Source organism: Shewanella carassii, assembly GCF_019670705.1.
Classification (GTDB): domain Bacteria; phylum Pseudomonadota; class Gammaproteobacteria; order Enterobacterales; family Shewanellaceae; genus Shewanella; species Shewanella carassii.
In genome coordinates, this window is the sequence record NZ_AP024618.1 from 3,604,453 (window position 1) to 3,623,663 (window position 19,211).

General features: G+C 53.7%; 13 protein-coding genes. 10 read left to right on the plus strand and 3 right to left on the minus strand.

Going from position 1 to position 19,211, the window contains the following annotated elements:
• The first annotated feature begins 1 nt into the window (after position 1).
• Together K5621_RS16310 and K5621_RS16315 are read left to right on the plus strand one after the other, a co-directional pair.
• Positions 2–328: a hypothetical protein gene (locus tag K5621_RS16310; protein WP_100144902.1), complete on the plus strand. Its 327-nt coding sequence runs from the start codon at positions 2–4 to the stop codon at positions 326–328.
• Positions 329–399: 71 nt separating this feature from the next.
• On the plus strand, positions 400–1,200 hold the full coding sequence (locus K5621_RS16315; protein WP_100144965.1) for an ion transporter: 801 nt from the start codon (positions 400–402) through the stop codon (positions 1,198–1,200).
• An 83-nt stretch (positions 1,201–1,283) separates the two neighbouring features.
• On the opposite strand, the gene K5621_RS16320 is transcribed toward K5621_RS16315, so the two are convergent.
• Positions 1,284–2,768 (minus strand): CYTH domain-containing protein, encoded by a 1,485-nt coding sequence (locus K5621_RS16320; protein ID WP_245003099.1) that lies wholly within the window; start codon positions 2,766–2,768, stop codon positions 1,284–1,286.
• A gap of 232 nt (positions 2,769–3,000) precedes the next feature.
• Here K5621_RS16320 and K5621_RS16325 point away from each other — a divergent pair, with 232 nt between their 5' ends.
• The 8 genes from K5621_RS16325 (at position 3,001) to K5621_RS16360 (ending at position 13,875) form a co-directional block, all read left to right on the plus strand.
• Entirely contained in the window at positions 3,001–3,681 is a 681-nt protein-coding gene (locus K5621_RS16325; RefSeq protein ID WP_100144900.1) for a TIGR00153 family protein, read from the plus strand.
• A gap of 27 nt (positions 3,682–3,708) precedes the next feature.
• Entirely contained in the window at positions 3,709–4,977 is a 1,269-nt protein-coding gene (locus tag K5621_RS16330) for an inorganic phosphate transporter (RefSeq protein ID WP_100144898.1), read from the plus strand.
• Positions 4,978–5,104: 127 nt separating this feature from the next.
• Positions 5,105–5,683, plus strand: a complete 579-nt coding sequence (locus tag K5621_RS16335; RefSeq protein ID WP_167387688.1) for a TIGR04211 family SH3 domain-containing protein — start codon at positions 5,105–5,107, stop codon at positions 5,681–5,683.
• 254 nt (positions 5,684–5,937) lie between these two features.
• The gene (putA, locus tag K5621_RS16340) at positions 5,938–9,129 is read left to right on the plus strand and encodes a bifunctional proline dehydrogenase/L-glutamate gamma-semialdehyde dehydrogenase PutA (RefSeq protein ID WP_221049781.1); all 3,192 of its coding nucleotides are present in this window, start codon (positions 5,938–5,940) and stop codon (positions 9,127–9,129) included.
• 126 nt (positions 9,130–9,255) lie between these two features.
• A complete protein-coding gene (locus K5621_RS16345; protein ID WP_221051222.1) occupies positions 9,256–10,293 on the plus strand; it encodes a methyltransferase in 1,038 nt (345 codons plus the stop codon).
• A 302-nt stretch (positions 10,294–10,595) separates the two neighbouring features.
• Positions 10,596–12,266: a flagellar assembly protein A gene (locus K5621_RS16350; protein WP_221049782.1), complete on the plus strand. Its 1,671-nt coding sequence runs from the start codon at positions 10,596–10,598 to the stop codon at positions 12,264–12,266.
• A gap of 103 nt (positions 12,267–12,369) precedes the next feature.
• Entirely contained in the window at positions 12,370–12,732 is a 363-nt protein-coding gene (locus K5621_RS16355; RefSeq protein WP_221049783.1) for a DUF4144 domain-containing protein, read from the plus strand.
• 111 nt (positions 12,733–12,843) lie between these two features.
• A complete protein-coding gene (locus K5621_RS16360; RefSeq protein WP_221051223.1) occupies positions 12,844–13,875 on the plus strand; it encodes a site-2 protease family protein in 1,032 nt (343 codons plus the stop codon).
• 76 nt (positions 13,876–13,951) lie between these two features.
• Here the strand turns inward: K5621_RS16360 and K5621_RS16365 are convergent, their stop codons facing one another.
• Positions 13,952–16,741, minus strand: a complete 2,790-nt coding sequence (locus K5621_RS16365; RefSeq protein ID WP_221049784.1) for a M16 family metallopeptidase — start codon at positions 16,739–16,741, stop codon at positions 13,952–13,954.
• Between the two features lie 68 nt (positions 16,742–16,809).
• Positions 16,810–19,170 (minus strand): TonB-dependent receptor plug domain-containing protein, encoded by a 2,361-nt coding sequence (locus K5621_RS16370; RefSeq protein ID WP_221049785.1) that lies wholly within the window; start codon positions 19,168–19,170, stop codon positions 16,810–16,812.
• Between the last annotated feature and the right edge of the window lie 41 nt (positions 19,171–19,211).

Below are 19,211 nucleotides of genomic sequence, written 5' to 3' on the forward strand. Positions count from 1 at the left end.
CATGAGCAAGAACCACCCTTATCCGGAAAAATGGTTACAAAACCAAAAGGCTGCCAAGGCGACTCAGGTAGCATTCGATCTGGATGAAAGGTTTCAATACTCTATCCGCAAGGCGGCCCTGGATACAGGTGTCAGCCCCTCAGATCAGATCCGCATGATACTGGGTTTATCCGTGGCCAAGCGTCCCAAGCGGCCACGGTTAACCGTTTCGCTCAGCCCCGCCGACTATGTCCAGCTCGCCGAAAAATACGGCTTGACGCCGGATGCACAGCTGGAAATTAAAAAACGGGTACTGGAAGACCTGGTACAATTCGTAGACGAACAATAAACACGCGCGTTTACAGCTAACGGCAAGTCTTTTACCCTGAAAGGATATCTAGTTTTTCAATGGAAGAACCGATGCCGGATAAATCTCGCTGGTTCCTGAAGCCGTCTATTCAAGTCTCCCCTTTCGAATTGGCGATGATGTTATTGTCGCTGATTTCCGTGGTTGTGATCCTGGTCATGACCTTTGTCCCTGTCGATCCCGAAACCCACAAACTACTGTTTTACATCGATACGGGTATCTGTTTTATCTTTATGAGTTATTTTCTGATAGGGCTTTTCCGGGCAGAAAATCGACTCGCCTACATCAAATACCATTGGGTCGACTTTGTTGCCAGTATTCCGGCGATTGAAGCGCTGCGCTTCGCCCGTTTATTCCAGATCCTCAGGGTATTGCGGCTCATTCGTATGAGTCGTTCCCTGATAGGGCCACTACTAAAACAAAGGCGTCAGGCCACCATCGCCAGCTTGCTGGTATCTATGGTGACCATCATCACTATCGCCTCGGTAATGATGTTGCTGGTGGAAAGTGGCGTCGAAGGCGCCAATATTCAAACCGCCGAAAACGCCATCTGGTGGGCGATAGTGACCATATCCACTGTGGGTTACGGTGACTTCTACCCTGTGACGACTGTGGGCCATGTGATAGGTGGGGTAGTTATCGTCTGCGGGGTCAGTTTCTTCGGGGTCATTTCCGGTTATATGGCATCGCTGTTTGTCGCCCCCGATGAGCAGGAGAGCCTGGAAAACCAAAGCAAGGTCATCAAGAGCGAGTTGGATCTGGTACTCGAACGTATGGAAGCCAACCAACAACAGATGCTGACGGAAATCGCCGACTTGAAACAGAAGTTGGCGCAGCAACAACGGGACGAATAGAATCAACTAAAAAGGACGCCGAGGCGTCCTTCTTAATGCTTACTCACGAGCGATTCGTCCGAAACGCTTAGTTCTACCAGGCATCAGCGCCAGTAAGGATGTTGCTGCAGCGCCATCTTACGGGATTGTTCCATCGCAAAAATCAGGCTCTGCTGTTTGTCGGCCAAGGCCTCGGCAAGCTCTGGTGCCAACTGCTCGGCCATGGCATAAGCGCCAAGACTGATGATCCCCTGACTCAAGTCCTGCCAGGGCGCGCGGAAACTATCGCGAGCCTTGGATGAGTAGAGACTGCCATAGGCCAGCCCCACCAGAATGCCTTCATCCAAGGGAGCGGCCAGTTTCAAATAATCATCACGGCCGAGTTCATCTCCCGGCATGGCCGCCAGCAGCTTTTGCCAGGAGGCCTCCTGCAGGCCGTCACAGGTTCCCTTCAAGCCCCCTGCCACGGCTATCTGCATCTCGCCACTGGCCAGCTCGAGCAACATGTTCACCAGTTGCAACTGCAGCTGACCATAACGGCAATCCTGCCATAGCGTTTGTAAACGGCCGTGGAAATCCATCTTTTGCAACTGTTGCACGGCCTGGCCGCGCACACTCTCGGCATTGGCCAATTTGCCAAGCAATAACTTATCCTGGACCAAACGCCCGAGATAATTTGCTTCTGTCACAAAGACCAGTTGCTGCTCCAGCCAGGAAAATCCCGCATCTGTCTGGCTATTGCTCAGAGTAAACTGCCCCAGGGTCAAGCGCAGCAGGCGCACGCAAGAGCGCAGACGCTGCCACAATAGCGCTTGCCCTGCCGGATCATCCAAACTCTCGGCAATCATACCCTCCAGCAATTGCCAGCGCTCCAGCGCCGTTTCCAGCACCACTAGGAGAGTCGCCTTAACATCACTGTCGCAGGGCAGACTGATATATTGCAACGCCTCCAAAGCCAGCGGGCTGGCCTGCTGCGCCAGCCGATAGCCTCGCTGCGCCTTACTGGCCTTACCCAGGCGCATGGGTACATTGGCCGCGACCTGCAGTGCCAGCGGCAATAGATCGGCCGCTCGCCCCCGCTTGAGCTCAAATTCCAGCTCACAAAGCGACTCGCTCTGGCCACCGGCAGCAATAGTGCCGGTATCCAGCGCCAGTTCTATCAGACTCTCCCCCTGAACCACCAACCAGCGGCAACGCTGAAAATCGGTATGAAACAGGCATCTGAGGCGAGTTTGCAACGCATCGACATCGGTATTTTCAGGCCAAATTTCGGCAGGAAACAGCGACAAAACCGGGCTGTTGGCATCAATATCGACATTGTATTCCGGTCGACTGTGGATCCCACCGCTGACCCGACCGGCCGTTTTGATGGTTTGCTCCCGCTTGCTGTCACATCCGCGGACTCTAAGACCCATATCCAGCTGACGCAACGCCAACTCGGGCGTATCATAATAACCATTACTCAACTGCTGACAGCCCTCGGCCCTGCAGTTGGCTAAAGCATTTAAAAAAGTGGTCAGGTGACTGACTTCTGTGGCGGGGAAAAAGAGCTTAAGCTCTATCTCATTTTGTTGATTTTCGGCATCCATGGTGGGCTACTGCTCATTTTGTCATCAAAAATTCATCATCTCGTCATCCGAAGGTCACAATGTCATATTGTTGTCACAAAAATGACCTAGGATTATCCTGTCGGGCGTTATATAACCCGATAGAATAAAAACCGACGTGTTTTCTGTAAAAACACAGTTTCAATAAGCGGACGCTTGGGTTAACATTCGCCCGCTTTTCCAATAGTGGAATAACCTAAATAGGTAAACGGCTATGCCAGTAAACTCTATTTTAGGCGTGTTTGCAAAATCGCCGATAAAACCTCTGCAAGAGCATATAGACAAAGTATACGATTGCGCCTCATTGCTCGTGCCCTTCTTCGAAGCGACCATAGCTGAAGACTGGGATAATGCGGTCACTATTCGCAAGAAAATCAGCCAAGAGGAAAAAGAAGCTGACTTTCTAAAGCGCGAAATCCGCCTGACACTGCCAGGTGGCTTGTTTATGCCAGTAGAAAGGACTGACTTACTGGAACTCCTGACTCAACAGGACAAAATCGCCAATAAAGCCAAAGATATTTCCGGTCGAATCATCGGCCGTCAACTGCTTGTCCCTCAAACCATCCAAACCCCATTTATCGCCTATTTGCAGCGCTGCCTCGACGCAGTCGCCCTAGCCAAAGAAGCGATCAACGAGCTCGATGATCTGCTGGAAGCAGGCTTCCGTGGCCGTGAAGTGGATTTGGTAGCCAAGATGATCAGTGAACTCGATGCTATCGAAGAAGACACTGATGATCTGCAAATTCAGGTGCGTCGACAGCTGTTCGCCATGGAAGCTGAGCTGAATCCTATCGATGTCATGTTCCTCTATAAGATAATTGAGTGGGTTGGTGACCTGGCAGATCTTGCCGAACGTGTCGGTTCCCGCCTTGAGCTGATGCTGGCTCGCGTCTAACAAACAAAAGGTTATCAAGGTAACAACATGGTTGATGTATTAGTCACCTATGGCCCCTGGCTCATAGGTATCGCGGCGGTTTTCGGGTTTCTTATGGCCTGGGGCATTGGTGCCAACGACGTAGCGAATGCAATGGGTACGTCTGTTGGTTCAAACGCTATTACCATTAAGCAAGCGATCATTATCGCAATGATCTTCGAATTCGCCGGTGCTTACTTGGCCGGTGGTGAAGTCACCAGTACCATTCGCAACGGGATCATAGATTCCAGCTACTTTATCGAAGTGCCGGAACTCCTGGTCTACGGCATGATAGCTTCGCTGCTGGCCGCGGGTATTTGGTTGGTCGCCGCATCAGCACTAGGCTGGCCGGTTTCCACCACTCACTCTATCGTGGGTGCCATCATAGGCTTTGCTGCCGTGGGCGTGGGCACTGAAGCCGTTGCCTGGGGTAAAGTGGTTGGTATTGTTGGCTCTTGGGTCATCACCCCTGCGATTTCCGGCTTTATCGCCTTTATGATTTTCCAGAGTGTACAAAAACTGATTTTCAATACCGAAGATCCTCTGGGTAACGCCAAACGTTATGTGCCTTTCTACATGGCCTTTGCCGGCTTTGTGATGTCTTTGGTGACTATCACCAAAGGATTGAAGCATGTTGGTCTCAAATTCAGCACTGTCGAAGCCTATCTGCTAGCATTGGTGATCGCCATTCTGGTGGGGATCGCGGGCAAAATCGCCATCAGCCGCCTGAAAATGAGCAGCAAAAACGATCGCCAGACTCAATTTGGTAACGTAGAGAAGGTCTTCGCTATTCTGATGGTAGTGACCGCCTGTTGTATGGCCTTTGCTCACGGCTCCAATGACGTGGCCAATGCCATTGGCCCATTGGCTGCGGTAGTCTCTGTAGTCAACAGCGGTGGTGAAATCAGTTCAAAATCAGCTTTGGTCTGGTGGATCCTGCCCCTGGGCGCCGTCGGTATCGTTATGGGTCTGGCCATCTTCGGTAAGCGCGTAATGACCACCATAGGCAAAAATATTACTCACCTGACCCCAAGTCGCGGCTTTGCCGCCGAGCTGGCTGCAGCCTCCACTGTGGTTATCGCTTCGGGGACTGGCTTGCCTATCTCTACCACTCAGACTCTGGTAGGTGCGGTATTGGGTGTAGGTATGGCCAGGGGTATTGCCGCCATCAACATAGGGGTGGTTCGCAACATCGTGGTCTCTTGGGTCGTTACCCTGCCAGCCGGTGCCGGTTTGTCTATTCTGTTCTTCTTCACCATCAAGGGTGTGTTCGGTTAACAGACATAGCCAATAAAATCACGGTAAATATCATGATTATAAGAGGGAAGTCGAATGACTTCCCTCTTGCATTGACGCCCTCAAATCCCTAGCATGTGGGCAGTATTTTGCGACAGAGAATGACTAAGTGCTAAGACTCCTGACTCTCATAGGGATGATGCTCCTGTCTCCCACCCTGTTGGCCCAAGGCCAAACTCGTTATATTTCCGACGAGGTTTATATCTATATTCACGGCGGACCCGGCACTCAATACCGGATCTTGGGTAGTATCGAAGCCGGACAACAGATAAGCGTGTTGCCTGAGCGCCAAGGTGATTACACCAAGATTATCGACCATAAGGATCGTGAAGGCTGGGTACTGACCAGCATGATCTCCAAGGACAAGTCGCTGCGTTTTCGCGTTCCTGAGCTGGAAAGCCAACTGGCCGATGCCAAGAGTCGGCTAAGCAATCTGTCAAACGAAAACGGTGACTATAAGGGCGAGCTCGATAGCCTCAAGTCTCAGTTGAACAAGGCGCAAGCCGAGCTCAGCCAAGCCAGCACAGAACGCGATGAAGCCATCGCCAAACTGCAGTCGATGAAAGATAACGAGCGTTTCCGCATGTGGCAGGAAGGCGGACTCATCGCCGCTCTGGGTTTGATCCTCGGGGTCATTCTGGTCTATTTACCAAGACCGCAGCGGCGCAAGAAAGATCGTTGGATGTGATAGCTTCCATACTCCTTCCAAAGGCCAGTGTTTAAAACCACTGGCCTTTTGTTTATGTGGCTTTACAGCTGGCCCCCCTAAAAACCAATTAAACATATATCACACTTTCACCACCTTAGTGCCATAAGTCACATTTGATCATATAATCAGCGCGCGCGAGCGCCGATATTGTATACAAAAATAATAAAGCGCCTTCTGCGTCAGACATATTCCAGGTAATTCGAGCAGTCCTTAACTGCCCCCAACCGGCTGAGATGGAAGCGATAACTATGTTCAAAGCGAGTGAAGTTCTGGCAGGCCACTACGATAACGCCAATCTCGACGAACTCTTTAAAGCCATCAGTGACAACTATATTGTCGATGAAGAACAATATCTGTCCGATCTGATCAAGCTAGTCCCGTCGAGTGACGAAACCATAGAGCGTGTGACCCATCGGGCCCACGACTTGGTCAGTAAGGTTCGTCAATATGACAAAAAAGGTCTGATGGTAGGTATAGACGCTTTTTTACAACAATACAGTCTTGAAACCCAGGAAGGCATCATACTCATGTGCCTGGCCGAAGCCCTGTTGCGGATCCCGGATCCGGAAACGGCCGATGCCCTGATTGAAGACAAGCTCTCAGGTGCCAAATGGGACGAGCATCTGTCAAAGAGTGATTCAGTATTGGTCAACGCCTCGACCTGGGGCCTGATGCTGACGGGAAAAATCGTCAAACTGGATCGCAACCTGGATGGCAGTCCAAGCAACTTATTGAAGCGCTTGGTTAATCGCCTGGGTGAACCTGTGATACGTCAGGCCATGTATGCCGCCATGAAGATCATGGGCAAACAGTTCGTACTCGGCCGCACAGTTAAAGAAGCGCTGAAAAACAGTGAAGACAAGCGCAAGCAGGGCTATACCCACTCTTACGACATGCTGGGTGAAGCCGCACTGACCCAGAGAGACGCCCAGAAATACTTCCAGGATTACTCCCACGCCATCAGCGAATTGGGAGCCCAGCAGTACGATGAATCCCAGGCGCCCAGACCGACGATTTCCATCAAACTGTCGGCGCTGCATCCCCGCTATGAAGTGGCCAATGAAGACAGAGTCATGTCCGAGTTGTATGCCACAGTGATCAAGCTGATTGAGCAGGCTCGCGGCCTAAATGTCGGTATCTCTATCGATGCCGAAGAGGTAGACCGTCTCGAGCTGTCACTCAAGCTGTTCCGCAAGCTATACAACTCAGAAGCCGCCAAGGGCTGGGGCCTATTGGGCATAGTGGTGCAGGCTTACTCCAAACGGGCACTGCCTGTACTCCTTTGGCTGACCAAGCTTGCCAAAGATCAAGGTGATGAAATCCCGCTGCGACTGGTGAAAGGTGCTTATTGGGACAGCGAACTCAAGTGGGCTCAACAGGCAGGTGAAGCCGGTTACCCGCTGTACACTCGCAAGGTGGGAACAGATATCTCCTATCTGGCCTGTGCCCGCTTCCTGCTGTCGGACAAGACCCGTGGTGCCATCTATCCACAATTTGCCAGCCATAACGCCCAGACGGTCGCTGCCATCAGCGATATGGCCGGCGATCGTGAGTTTGAATTCCAGCGTCTGCACGGTATGGGACAGGAACTCTACGACACTATTTTGGCGGAAAGCCGAGCTCGCACCGTCCGAATTTATGCCCCGATAGGTGCCCATAAAGATCTGCTGCCCTATCTGGTGCGCCGTCTGCTGGAAAACGGTGCCAACACTTCATTTGTGCATAAGTTGGTGGATCCCAACACACCAATCGATTCACTGATCACCCACCCTCTGGTGACAGTCAAACAATACAAAACCCTGGCCAATAACAAGATAGTGAAGCCTGCCGACATCTTTGGCAGCGAACGTAAAAACTCCAAGGGACTCAATATGAACATTCTCTCTGAAGCCGAACCCTTCTTCGCGGCACTGGATCAGTTCAAGACTCATCAATGGCATGGCGGCCCGCTGATCAATGGCGAAACCCTGAGCGGCGAGTCAAAGCCGGTTGTCAGCCCCTATGACACGACACAAACCGTAGGTCAGGTGGTTTTTGCCGACAACCAAGCCGTCGAGCAGGCCATCAGTTCAGCCGTTGCCGCCTTCCCTGCCTGGTGTCGCACGCCAGTGGCACAGCGCGCCAGCGCGCTACAAAAACTGGCCGACCTGCTGGAAGAAAATCGCGAAGAGCTGATCGTGCTCTGTACCCGCGAAGCAGGCAAGAGCCTACAGGACGGCATAGATGAAGTCCGTGAAGCCATCGACTTCTGCCGCTACTATGCGGTGCAGGCCAAGAAGATGATGAGCAAACCCGAACTGCTCCCCGGGCCGACAGGCGAATTGAACGAGCTGTTTGTTCAAGGCCGCGGTGTCTTTGTCTGTATCAGCCCCTGGAACTTCCCGTTGGCGATTTTCCTCGGTCAGGTGACAGCAGCCCTTGCTGCCGGCAACACAGTTATCGCCAAACCTGCCGAGCAAACCTGCCTTGTGGGTTACCGCGCCGTACAACTGGCCCATGAAGCCGGGATCCCCAAAGAAGCGCTGCAATTCCTGCCGGGCACAGGCGCCAGCGTTGGCGCTGCACTGACCAGCGATGAACGCATTGGCGGCGTCTGCTTCACAGGCTCTACCGGCACGGCCAAGGTGATCAACCGTGCTCTGGCTGCCCGCGAAGGGGCCATTATTCCGCTTATCGCCGAAACCGGTGGTCAAAATGCCATGGTGGTGGACTCCACTTCCCAGCCGGAGCAAGTGGTCAACGATGTGGTTGCCTCTTCCTTTACCAGCGCTGGCCAGCGCTGCTCGGCGCTGCGAGTACTCTATCTGCAGGAAGATATTGCCGATCGGGTACTGGAGATCCTCAAGGGTGCCATGGATGAACTCAGCATTGGCTATCCAGGTTCAGTGAAGACAGATGTCGGCCCTGTGATCGATGCCACTGCCAAGGCCAATCTCAACGCCCATATCGAGCACCTCAAGCAGGTAGGCAAGCTTATCAAACAGGTGGAGCTGCCCGCTGACTGTAAGGATGGCCACTTCGTTGCTCCAACCGCGGTGGAAATCGATTCCATCAAGGTGCTGGAGAAAGAACATTTCGGCCCGATACTGCACGTTATCCGTTTCAAAGCCTCAGAGCTGGACAAGGTGATTGCCGATATCAACAGCACAGGCTTTGGCCTGACTCTGGGGATCCACAGCCGCAACGAGGGCCACGCCCTGAGCGTTGCCGACCGAGTCAATGTAGGTAACGTCTATATCAACCGTAACCAGATTGGCGCCGTGGTGGGTGTGCAGCCCTTCGGTGGCCAGGGGCTTTCCGGCACAGGCCCCAAGGCCGGCGGGCCACACTACCTGACCCGCTTTATGACGGAAAAGACCCGCACCAACAACATCACAGCCATAGGTGGCAATGCCACTCTGCTGTCACTGGGGGATGCGGAATAATCTTCCACCCATGAACAAAGCCAGGAATAGTTTCCTGGCTTTTTATCACTTGCAAGCATAAGATTTGCCTTGCCCCCCCGAGGATTGGCTATAATGCGCGGCAGATTTTATCCTTGGAATCCCCCCATGTCGCTGACACCGCCATCGCAATTATTAATGCGCAATAGTGCGCTTTTTGAAGGCCAGAGCCTGTTACTACTCAATCACGAGAGTGACAGTTGTGCCAAAGAGCTGTTGAGTCTGTGCCCCAGAGTCGATGCGCTGGCGCTGGACTTCAATCACTTCCAACAACTTAAGTCGCAGGCCCAAGCCAGGCTTCAGTGTTACTTCGGCCATCAACTACCTCATACTGAAAAGTTCGAGACGGTTGTCGTCTATTACCCCAAGGCCAAACCGCTATTGGCCTATCTACTGGAGCTGGCGGCGCTGCACCTGCAGCCGGGAGGCCAACTGCTGGTCATAGGGGAAAACAAAGGCGGGATAAAGTCGTTTGCCAAACAGCAAAGCCGCTGGTTCAGCAATGCGGTCAAACTGGACAACGCCCGTCACTGCCTGCTGTTTGCCGCCGAGGCCATCGCCAGCCCTGAAACGCTGGATATTGAAGCCTTTGTTAGCCATTACAGCTTGCCCACTCCCCAAGGAGATGTGCAGATCTGCAATATGGCCGGGGTATTCAGTGAAAAAAGCCTGGATCAGGGCACTGAGCTGCTGCTGTCGCATCTGCCCAAACTTGAAGGTCGGGTACTGGACTTTGGCTGCGGCGCCGGTGTAATTGCGGCCGCCCTGCTCAAGGCCCAGCCGGATCTTCATCTGGAATGTGTCGACATCAACGCCATGGCGCTGCTGTCCTGTGAGTTGACGCTAAAGGCCAATGCTCTGACGGCCAAGGTCTATCCATCCGATGGCTTGAGTGCCACTCAAGGCGAGTTCGATGCCATCATCTCCAATCCACCGTTTCACGATGGCTTGGCGGCAACCACCCATATTGCCGAAAGCTTTATCGCCGACAGCGCCAAAACGCTTAAAGACCGAGGAGTCTGGCAGATAGTGGCCAACCGCCACCTGCCCTACAGCGATACAATCGCGGCCCATTTCGGTAACGTGAACGTGATTGCAGAAAACAACAAATACAAGCTTTATCGGAATATTGGTAACAAAAAGTAACTCCAAGCAATTTTGGTAACTTTTCGCTAAGAGATCAAAGATTTTTATAAGTATTCAAGGCTATTATCTTTTTTAACGACTGCTAACGGGATGTTAATCACAGGCTTCATTTCAACGAGCTTATGTTGTTATACTCAAACAGCAGTCTGGAAAAGAATAATAGTACCATTCCACACGGGAGTTGACTCACTCAGTCGATTAACGCCCTGTTCTGTTGTGACACAACAAACAGGTTCGTACTCGAATGGCAGATTTGCTCAAACGTTCAAAAGGAAGGGTATAACTAACCTGGATACTCTAATATGCTGGCGCCGGATCTCGTTGAACTCAGCAGTAACAAACAATTTGCTGAGCTAAAGCTCATTCCCAAAAATCATGGTCCCGTGACGGAAGACGCCATTCGTCACCTGCTGGCCCTCCCTGACTTCGCCAATCTCTGTCCTCTGGACAGTCAAATCGCCAAAGCCGTCAAAGAGATCAATAAGCTCTACGCCGAAGAGGATGGCCAATTCGAGCAGTTCTTTCAGATAGCCGAGCGCCGCGACGGCCAGATCTCACTCAAGCCCAGTAAAGATAAGATGCAGGCCAGTATGAGCCTCACTGCAGCCTGGGGCGGCAAGGAGATCACCCTACCGGACATTCTTCGCTGCCTGAAAGAAGAGAAGATCTGCATGGGGCTATCGAAAATCAAAATAGAGACCATGCTCAAGCGCCTGAAGCAGAGCAAACCCGGTGAAACCTTCGAATGCATCATTGCCTGCGGCAAGGCGGCAGTGAATGGCAACCATGCCAAATTGGACCGCAAAGTGCCACTGGCCCGTGAACGCCTGTTGCATCCGCAAGAGCGTGAGGATGGCACAGTGGACATGCGCAATCTAGGCGCCGTCATCATGGTTAATGCTGGCGATCTCTTAATGGAGAGGATCCCCGCAACTCAAGGAACACCGGGATACAATGTCTTCGGTGAAGTATTGCCAGCCAAGCCGGGGAAAGATCTGGAGATGGTAGCTGGCAAGGGCACAGAGTTCAGCAGCAAAGACAGCAATAAGCTTATTGCCACTGTGGCCGGTCAGCCGGTGGAAATCCGCAATGGCATGCAGGTAGATGATGTGCTGCAGATAAAAGATGTGGACGTGGGCTACGGCAATGTCGACTTCAAGGGCAGTATCCTGATCAGCGGTGATGTCCATGATGGGATGCAGGTCAAAAGCAGCGGCGATATCACAGTCATGGGCTTTGTCGACTCGGCATCCCTGATAGCCGAAGGGGACATTACGGTCAGCAAAGGCATCATAGGCCGACAGATCCGTGCCACTGAACTGTCGACGCAGATCAGAGCCAAAGGCCAGATCTCGGCCCAGTTTGTACAATATTCGGACCTCCAGTGCCAGGGCGATATCCTGGTGACCAAGCAACTACTACACAGTCACAGTTGCACCGACAGCAAATTAATTGTCAGCGATGCCAACGGCCGCCGCGGAGATCTGGTGGGCGGCATTGCCAAGGCAGAAAAAGGTATCAAGGCCGTCGCCATCGGAGCCACCGCCGATACTAAAACAGATCTCTTCTGCGCCATGCGTTTGGGGGAGTACCGCCAAAACCTCAAAGAACTCGAAGAGAGCGTTCGGGTTTTGGTCGTGGCCGGTTTGGATATGGAAGCCAGGCTGAGAAAACTGCCACCCAAGAGCGAATGGCAGGCAGATCCGACCATGGTTGAGCAGGTTAAAATGATGCTGGAAGAGAAGCATCGAGTCGATGATGAACGACGGCGTGAAGAAACCGAACTCGAACTGCTGAAGGCGGAAACCGAAGGTTACTACCGCCACTACTTTATCGAAGCTCTGAAGCATATTTACTCCAATGTGGAAATTCACATAGGCCCGGCGCAGCAACGCACCCAGAGGGAACACGGTCCCTGTGTGGTTGAAAACCACAACGGAGAAATCCATTTCGACTACAGCAATCGCGGCTAACACCAAGTCCGTAAATGCGGGCATCTGCTTGGTGCAGTATAGGCAATAGCAACACCAAACCATTGTGTTATGGTGTGGGGAACGGTTTATCCATGGAGCCTCTATGACACAGCCCACCTGGCCCGTCATTCTTAAACCGGCAGATGCAGACGAACTTCTGTATCTCGAAAATGAAAGCGACTGGTTGGAATACATCTGCCTGAATCAACATCTGAGTTGCCAGGGCGATCAACTAATAGATTCCGGCGGCTTATGTTATCCCATACTCCCGGCCATTCGCTGTGACGAACCTATACTGGCCGCCTTACCACAAATAGGCCCGAGCCAGTCTCGACTCGAACTTAAAGATCTCAAACTGTTACTGCAAAAGCACGCCGCCGCGCTCGGCAGTTGTTGCGTCGCCAAACTGGCCTTTATCACTTTTCCCCAAGGGTTGGAGATGGTGCGTTATCTCGACAATCTCTGACAAAGCTCGGCGCCCACGGGTATAATCGGCGCGTTTTCTCTCATCGGAGTCATAGATTTGCAACTTCTGAAAATAGATTGCTTAGGTAAGCCTCTGAGGCTGGAAGGTTCCATGGCCGGTTGGCAGCAACTCTTTTGGGATAACCAATTGGTCTCACAGCAAGCCGCCAGCGCCAATGACCAAGGCACCGGCAGCCATGAGTTCAGCCTTAGTCGCACCGATGGCAGCAGCATCAAGGTCTGCTTACAAACCCAGCTCAACTGGCAACCCTTTGAGCTGAGCTATCGTTTGCTCATCGATGAGCAAGTCACGATTGAAGGCCGCCGCAATAGCAAAGATATTGAGCGGCAAACACCAGACATAGCGCCGGTGAAACAACAGAAACTGAGTCTGGTGGGGCTGGTATCTCTGGGCTTTAAACTGCTCAAGAGTGCCAAGGTGATCAAGGTCGTCCTGGCTGGAGCCAGTATTGCCGCCTATTCTTGGCTGTTTTCACTGCAGTTTGCCCTGGCCCTTATTGCCTGTCTGGTGTTTCACGAGTATGGCCATATCCGGGCGATGAAGTATTTTGGCATGAAGACCAAGGGTATCTACCTCATTCCCTTTATGGGCGGCCTGGCCTTGTCCGATGAGAAGATCAACACCCGCTGGCAAGACGTGGTGATCTCCATCATGGGGCCAACCTTTGGCCTGTTGATGTCGTTGGCGGCACTCGTGGCCTACTGGATCACTGGCAATCCCTTCTTTGCCGGTCTGGCGGCCTTCAACGCCTTACTCAATCTGTTCAACCTGTTGCCAATTCTGCCGCTGGACGGCGGACATATTCTCAAGAGCATCAGCTTTTCGATGAACGGCGCTATCGGCCTTATCGCCTGTATTGTCGGTGCCGCCATCGGAGTATTTATCAGCTACAGTCTGGGGCTGGCGCTGCTGGGGTTCCTATTGCTGATAGGCAGCGCCGAGATTCTGTTTGAGTGGAAACAGCGTCATCACAGCCATCTGTTGCCGCTGGACAGGTATGGGCAAGTGTTTTCCCTTATCTGGTATCTGTTAACCGTGGCCGCCCTGGTGGCGGTTATCTGGCATCTGGCGGGTAGCGGAGATGACATGCTGGGACTGCCACTCAAGATATTGCAGAGCTGACAAGCGCCAAAGGGTTAAGCGTTTGCGGCGGCCCAGACTCTCTAAACAAAGCGCCACTTTTGTGGCGCTTTGTTTTTTACTGACTTGCCGGCAACATCACAGCCTCAAAGACCCGGCTTTGCCGGATAAACTGCTTAAGCAGGCTATCCAGCTCGGCGACTGTGACCTCCTCATTGAAGCGAGCTTTTTGCCCTATCTGCTGCGGCCCGCCCACTGTCATATAGCTTTGGCTGACCGCCTCCAGCCAACCGAGATTGGATTTAAGCTCCCGCTGCAGCCTGTCTTGACGCTGACGGCGCTTATTTTCCAGCGAATGGGGCGATACGCCCTCATCAGCCATCCGCTGGAGCACCAGATGCAGTTGTTGGATCAATTCATCGACCCGCTCCGGATCGCTGCTGAAGCTGATACGGCCCGAGCTGAAGTCTTCCCCCGGCTCCTGCCAGAACCAAGCGGTTACCCCATAAACACCGCTGGCCTCCTCTCTGAGTTTAAGCCTGAGCTGCTCCTGAATAAGCTCCCCCATGAGCGACAACTGATAGGCTTGCTTTGCTGACCAAGGCTGCGGATAGGAGGTCAGATAGACCTCTGTTTCGGCTCTGGGCTCACTGGAGACGGGCATCTGCAGACGCTCCTTTGGGGTCGCCGGCCGAATTTGGTATTGCTTGCGCGCCTCCCTTTTTACCTCAATCCCCGCCAGATACTGCTCGGCTAAGTGAATGAGGCGTGCCTCGTCGATATCGCCGACAAAGAACAGAATAAAGTCGGTATTACCCAGCATGTGACGGCGATAATCGGCCAGCAGCTCATCCTCGGTCAGGGTCGTCAGCAACTCGGGAGCCGGGTTGTAAACCGTCGGCACTCCGGGATAGCGCTTGGCATCTATGGTGCGGGCAAACTGCTCCCCTGGATCATTGGCATATTGTGCCCGGGTAGCCTGATACTCTTCGCGCCAGAGCTTCAAGGCATTCGATGCAAACTGTACCTGCTGCAACTTGAAGCGAAACAGCTGCAACAACGCCGCCAGATCATCCCTGTGGGCCCAGCCGGAAAAGCCTTGCGTCTGGCCGTCCAGCAAACTGGAAAGCACCAGAGGATAGTCGCTGTCATAGTGGTCGATCGCCTGCTGCGGCACCTCGCCGGCACCGAACTCATCCGCTAGGTTCACCGCCAGACGCAGCTTTTGCGCCTCCGAAGGCGCCAGGCTGCCCATCCCCCCGACAGTCAAGGCCTTGAAGTGCACTTCACCCGAATTGAGATCAGATTGGCTGAATACCAGACGCAACCCGTTGCTGAGTCGATACTCCTTCAGGCGTCCATCGGCGGCTTCACCGATAAAGCGACTGCTGCCGACCTCGGCCTTGAACTCGGGCATCTCAGTGGTCTGTTGCCCGGCGTCAAAGTCGCTGTGCTGCCTGTTCATGCTCTGCAGCCACAATGCATTGGCTTCAGCACTCGTCAGTGCCGACATCTCCCCCGCCCCAAGAGTCTGCAGCAATAAGCGGGAACTTGGCGCCGTTAAACGCGCCAGCGCCTGATTGATATCCTCGGTCGTCAGCGAGCCAATCAGCTCCAGGTTGAGCCTGGCTCTGTCTTTATAGCTCAGCCAGGGGTCGAGATTGGCAGCGGTAGTGACCAGGTCGCCGGCAATATCTATGCTGTAAACCGCCTTATCGGCGCGGCGCTGTTCCAATTTCAGTTGGCGTTTCAGCTGGGAGGCCACCGCCTTATCGCTGAAACCATGCTGCTTGAGGGTGGCCAGAAGATCAAACAGTGCGCTAGCCGCGCTATGGTACTCCCCCTTCTTGAGCTGCAAGGTGAAAATGCTCTGCCTGGTCTCGCGGCCGATGGCCGAGGAGAAGAAAGCGCCCGACAGCAGCCAGTCTTGATGTTGCTTCTCCCATTGTTGCAGACGCAGATTCAGCATACGCCCGGCTATCTGCTCGGCCAGCTCGCGGCGATAACCGGCCCGTGAATAATCCGCCTCAAGCGGCGAGAAAAAGCTCAGTTCCAGCGCCGGCTCTTCGGCGCCGACTTCATGCACCTTGGCGGCCCTCAGACCGTCTTGCAGCGGTATGCCAAAGTCCACGGTTTCCAGTGGTGTCGTCGCCGCAGGCATAGCTCCCAGATATTGCTCGACCATGGCCTGGAATTTGGCGACATCTATATCACCGCTCGCCACCAGCGCCATATTATCCGGCCGATACCAGCGGCGATAAAAGTCGGCCACCCGCTTGCCGGATACCTGGCGTATGGTTTCGGGATCGCCTATGGGATCGCGCGTTGCATAACGGGAACCGGCCATTTCGATGGCAGACTTTTTGTCCCCCAAACGCAGCATAGGCCCAAGCCTTGCCCGCCACTCCTCCAGCACTATGCCACGCTCGGCATCGAGATCGTCGCGGGCAATGCTCACCTCTGCCGCCCAGTCGGCAATAATTCTAAGCGCCAGCTCCAGAGTCTGCGGCCGGTTATCCGGCAGATTGAGCAGATAGACGGTATTTTCAAAATCAGTGAAGGCATTGACATCTATGCCAAACTTCAGCCCGGCATCCTCCAGCGCGTTGATGACGCTATTGCCCTTAAAGTGCTTACTGCCGTTAAAGGCCATATGCTCGACCATATGGGCCACGCCTCTTTGGTCGTCATCTTCATGCATGGAACCGGCGTTGACCACCAAACGCAGATACACGCGTTTAGCCGGGGCATCGTTGGGGGCCAAATAATAGCGAAAGCCATTGTCCAACCGCCCCTGAACCAAGTCAGGATCGCTGTTCAGAGGCAGCATCTCGCTGGTTTGACAGGCCGCCAACAGGCAGACCATCGCCGCCATCATCAGGCGGCCGAATCGTGTTTTAACAATCATCTCAGGATTTCCAGAACTCAACAAAAAAGCAGCTTCCGGTGAAGCTGCTCATCACTACGACTCAGGGTTTAGAAGCGATAACCCACTTCCAGCCAGAACTGACGCCCTGGGGTATAGAGGCCGTATTCGCCGTTCTGGTTGGCCTTGAGGCTATACTGGCGTACCTGGTTGAGCACATTGTTGATATCCAGCTGCAGATAGACCTCACCGCCCAGCGCCTGCGGCTCCCAGCGAATACGGCTATCCCACTGGGTGTGACTGCCGAAGTCATAGCTGCGGTACATCTCCAGCGCCGCCTGGCTGTTTACCGACTCATATCCCCGTACCGGCGCCTTGACGTAAAGCTTGTTGCCCCAGGTGATATTCCAGGCCGGTAACTCCATATCCAACCCAAGACGCACCATCCACTCTTCCTCGGATGAGTTGACCTTCTGCTCCATCTGGCGACGGCTCATCACGGCGCCATCGAGCATCACCGCCTCATCCGGGTTCATCGCCGCATCTAGATCGTTGCGATCTGTCTCCAGCCAATCGGCCGCCAGCGACCACTCCCATTGACTGGCACCTAAGGTCAGCGGCGCTATGTTATTCAGTTGCAGGGTATAGACATGAACCTTGTAGTCTTCGCCATTGCGATAGTCGTCCACCTTGACGCTGCCTACCTGGCTTCTATGGGTCACCAGGCGATCGCGATAGTCCCTCAGGGTATAGCGACCGCTAATGCTTAAATTGCCCAGATTCTGGTGCAGCGCCAGAGTCAACTCATCGGAGAAGGGGGTTTTCAGATCCTTGATGCTCTCGTATCTGCGGGTGTGATCCTGGCTGAGTTTAAGTATTTCGTCCGCCAGCTTCATCGAAGCGAAAGAGCGGCCATAGTAACGGTTAAGCCCGATATCCACCCGGGTGCCCTCGACGACATCCCAGTTGAGTGCCAGCCGCGGCGCCAGGTTGAGATTATCCAGGTAGTCATCATGCTCAAGCCTCAACCCGGGGCGGAATTGCCAGGAGCCGAATTTAATGGTGTCCTGCAGATAAGCCGCCGAGTTGCGGTGGCGGGTGTCTATGCTGCCGGCCAATACGGTTTGTTCATCGAGCGGCATCTCCATGCCCGACATTATCAAGCGGATCTCCTGATTGACCTCCCTTGGGCGATAGAAATCATAGTCGGTCTGCTGGAAACTCAAGCCGGTTTCCAGGCTGTGACTGACATCGCCCCAATAGAGGCGTTTGAAACTGACATCGGCCAGCAGTTGCAGATTTCGCTGCTTGAGACGACTGTCGCCATAGCCCCCCTTCTGGTAATCCAGCCCGGTATCGGCATCACTGATCACCAGCACAGTATCACTCTGGGAGTGACGCTCATCCTCAAAGCTGTCGTAGGCCGCCTTGAGGGACAGACTTCCCAGGCTGAACTCCCGCTCCAGACTCAGGGTCGATCCCAGCGCCGAGTGGCTGTCTTCAAAGTCATTGTCTATGTTCTCGCCCATAAACAGGCCTTCACGGTAGGCCGAATAACGCCAGTCCCAGTCGATTCGGGTCAAGGGATCCGGCGTCCAGGCCAGATTCAACAACAGGTTGTCCGATCTACGACTCTGATCCTGAGAATCAACCGTGCCTTCTGCATCCATGATCCTGCTCTGGCGAATGCTGGAGCGGCGTTGACCAAAGGCCAGCACCATGCCCAGCTCGTCGTTAATCCCCTGCTGCCACTGCCCCGAATAGCTGTGTTTAACAAAATCGGGCTGATAGATGGCCTTACCGCCGTCGGGCCTGGCCTGCTGCAAAAACTCGTTGATGTTGGGATCGACCTTCTGGCTGGTCCAACTGCTGCGGCTGGTACGGTAACGCAGCTGGCCGCCGTTGACGCCGTTGTAGCTTAAGGTATCGGCCACTACGGCCCCGCCGGTAAAGCCCCCCAGGCTGGCCGGCACATTGTTGTCATAAACGGTGATCCCGGCCAGCATGGCAGCGTCGAAAAAATAGGCCTGTTCCGAACTCATCCCCGGCAAGACCCCGACACTGCCGTCAAACAGGCCTGAGCTGGGATCCAGATCGTTGTTGATATTGATGCCATCAATAAGAAACGCTGTCTGTTCAGACTCGGCGCCATAGATGGAGATCTTCGACGGTTTGATTTCACCGCCACTAAACCCTTCATCCAGCCCCTCCAGGCGCACCGCAGGGTTGGATTTGACCAAGTCGCTCAAGTTGCCATCAGCCGAAGGGGTACGGCGGATCATCTGCTCATCCAGAGTGCTTTTGCCATCCAAACCGTTATCGGCTCTGTCTTTGACTGTCACAACCGCGCGGGTCTCCGGCGACTCATCCGAAGAGGGCGCTTGCTTATTTAGCGTTTCGGCGCCGGATGCGGCGCAAAAGAGTACGGCAGCCACAGCCAAAGCCACGGCAGAAGGTGCTGGGTATTGCATATAAAACCTGACTAATGAGAATGATTCTCATAATTGTTACA

What these genes read in the sequence shown, in the direction of transcription:
- K5621_RS16320 (WP_245003099.1), bottom strand. Translation starts at nt 2,768, where the DNA reads ATGGATGCCGAAAATCAACAAAATGAGATAGAGCTTAAGCTCTTTTTC.
- K5621_RS16315 (WP_100144965.1), top strand. Translation starts at nt 400, where the DNA reads ATGCCGGATAAATCTCGCTGGTTCCTGAAGCCGTCTATTCAAGTCTCC.
- K5621_RS16345 (WP_221051222.1), top strand. Translation starts at nt 9,256, where the DNA reads ATGTCGCTGACACCGCCATCGCAATTATTAATGCGCAATAGTGCGCTT.
- K5621_RS16350 (WP_221049782.1), top strand. Translation starts at nt 10,596, where the DNA reads ATGCTGGCGCCGGATCTCGTTGAACTCAGCAGTAACAAACAATTTGCT.
- K5621_RS16325 (WP_100144900.1), top strand. Translation starts at nt 3,001, where the DNA reads ATGCCAGTAAACTCTATTTTAGGCGTGTTTGCAAAATCGCCGATAAAA.
- K5621_RS16365 (WP_221049784.1), bottom strand. Translation starts at nt 16,741, where the DNA reads ATGATTGTTAAAACACGATTCGGCCGCCTGATGATGGCGGCGATGGTC.
- putA (WP_221049781.1), top strand. Translation starts at nt 5,938, where the DNA reads ATGGAAGCGATAACTATGTTCAAAGCGAGTGAAGTTCTGGCAGGCCAC.
- K5621_RS16355 (WP_221049783.1), top strand. Translation starts at nt 12,370, where the DNA reads ATGACACAGCCCACCTGGCCCGTCATTCTTAAACCGGCAGATGCAGAC.
- K5621_RS16370 (WP_221049785.1), bottom strand. Translation starts at nt 19,170, where the DNA reads ATGCAATACCCAGCACCTTCTGCCGTGGCTTTGGCTGTGGCTGCCGTA.
- K5621_RS16360 (WP_221051223.1), top strand. Translation starts at nt 12,844, where the DNA reads ATGGCCGGTTGGCAGCAACTCTTTTGGGATAACCAATTGGTCTCACAG.
- K5621_RS16310 (WP_100144902.1), top strand. Translation starts at nt 2, where the DNA reads ATGAGCAAGAACCACCCTTATCCGGAAAAATGGTTACAAAACCAAAAG.
- K5621_RS16330 (WP_100144898.1), top strand. Translation starts at nt 3,709, where the DNA reads ATGGTTGATGTATTAGTCACCTATGGCCCCTGGCTCATAGGTATCGCG.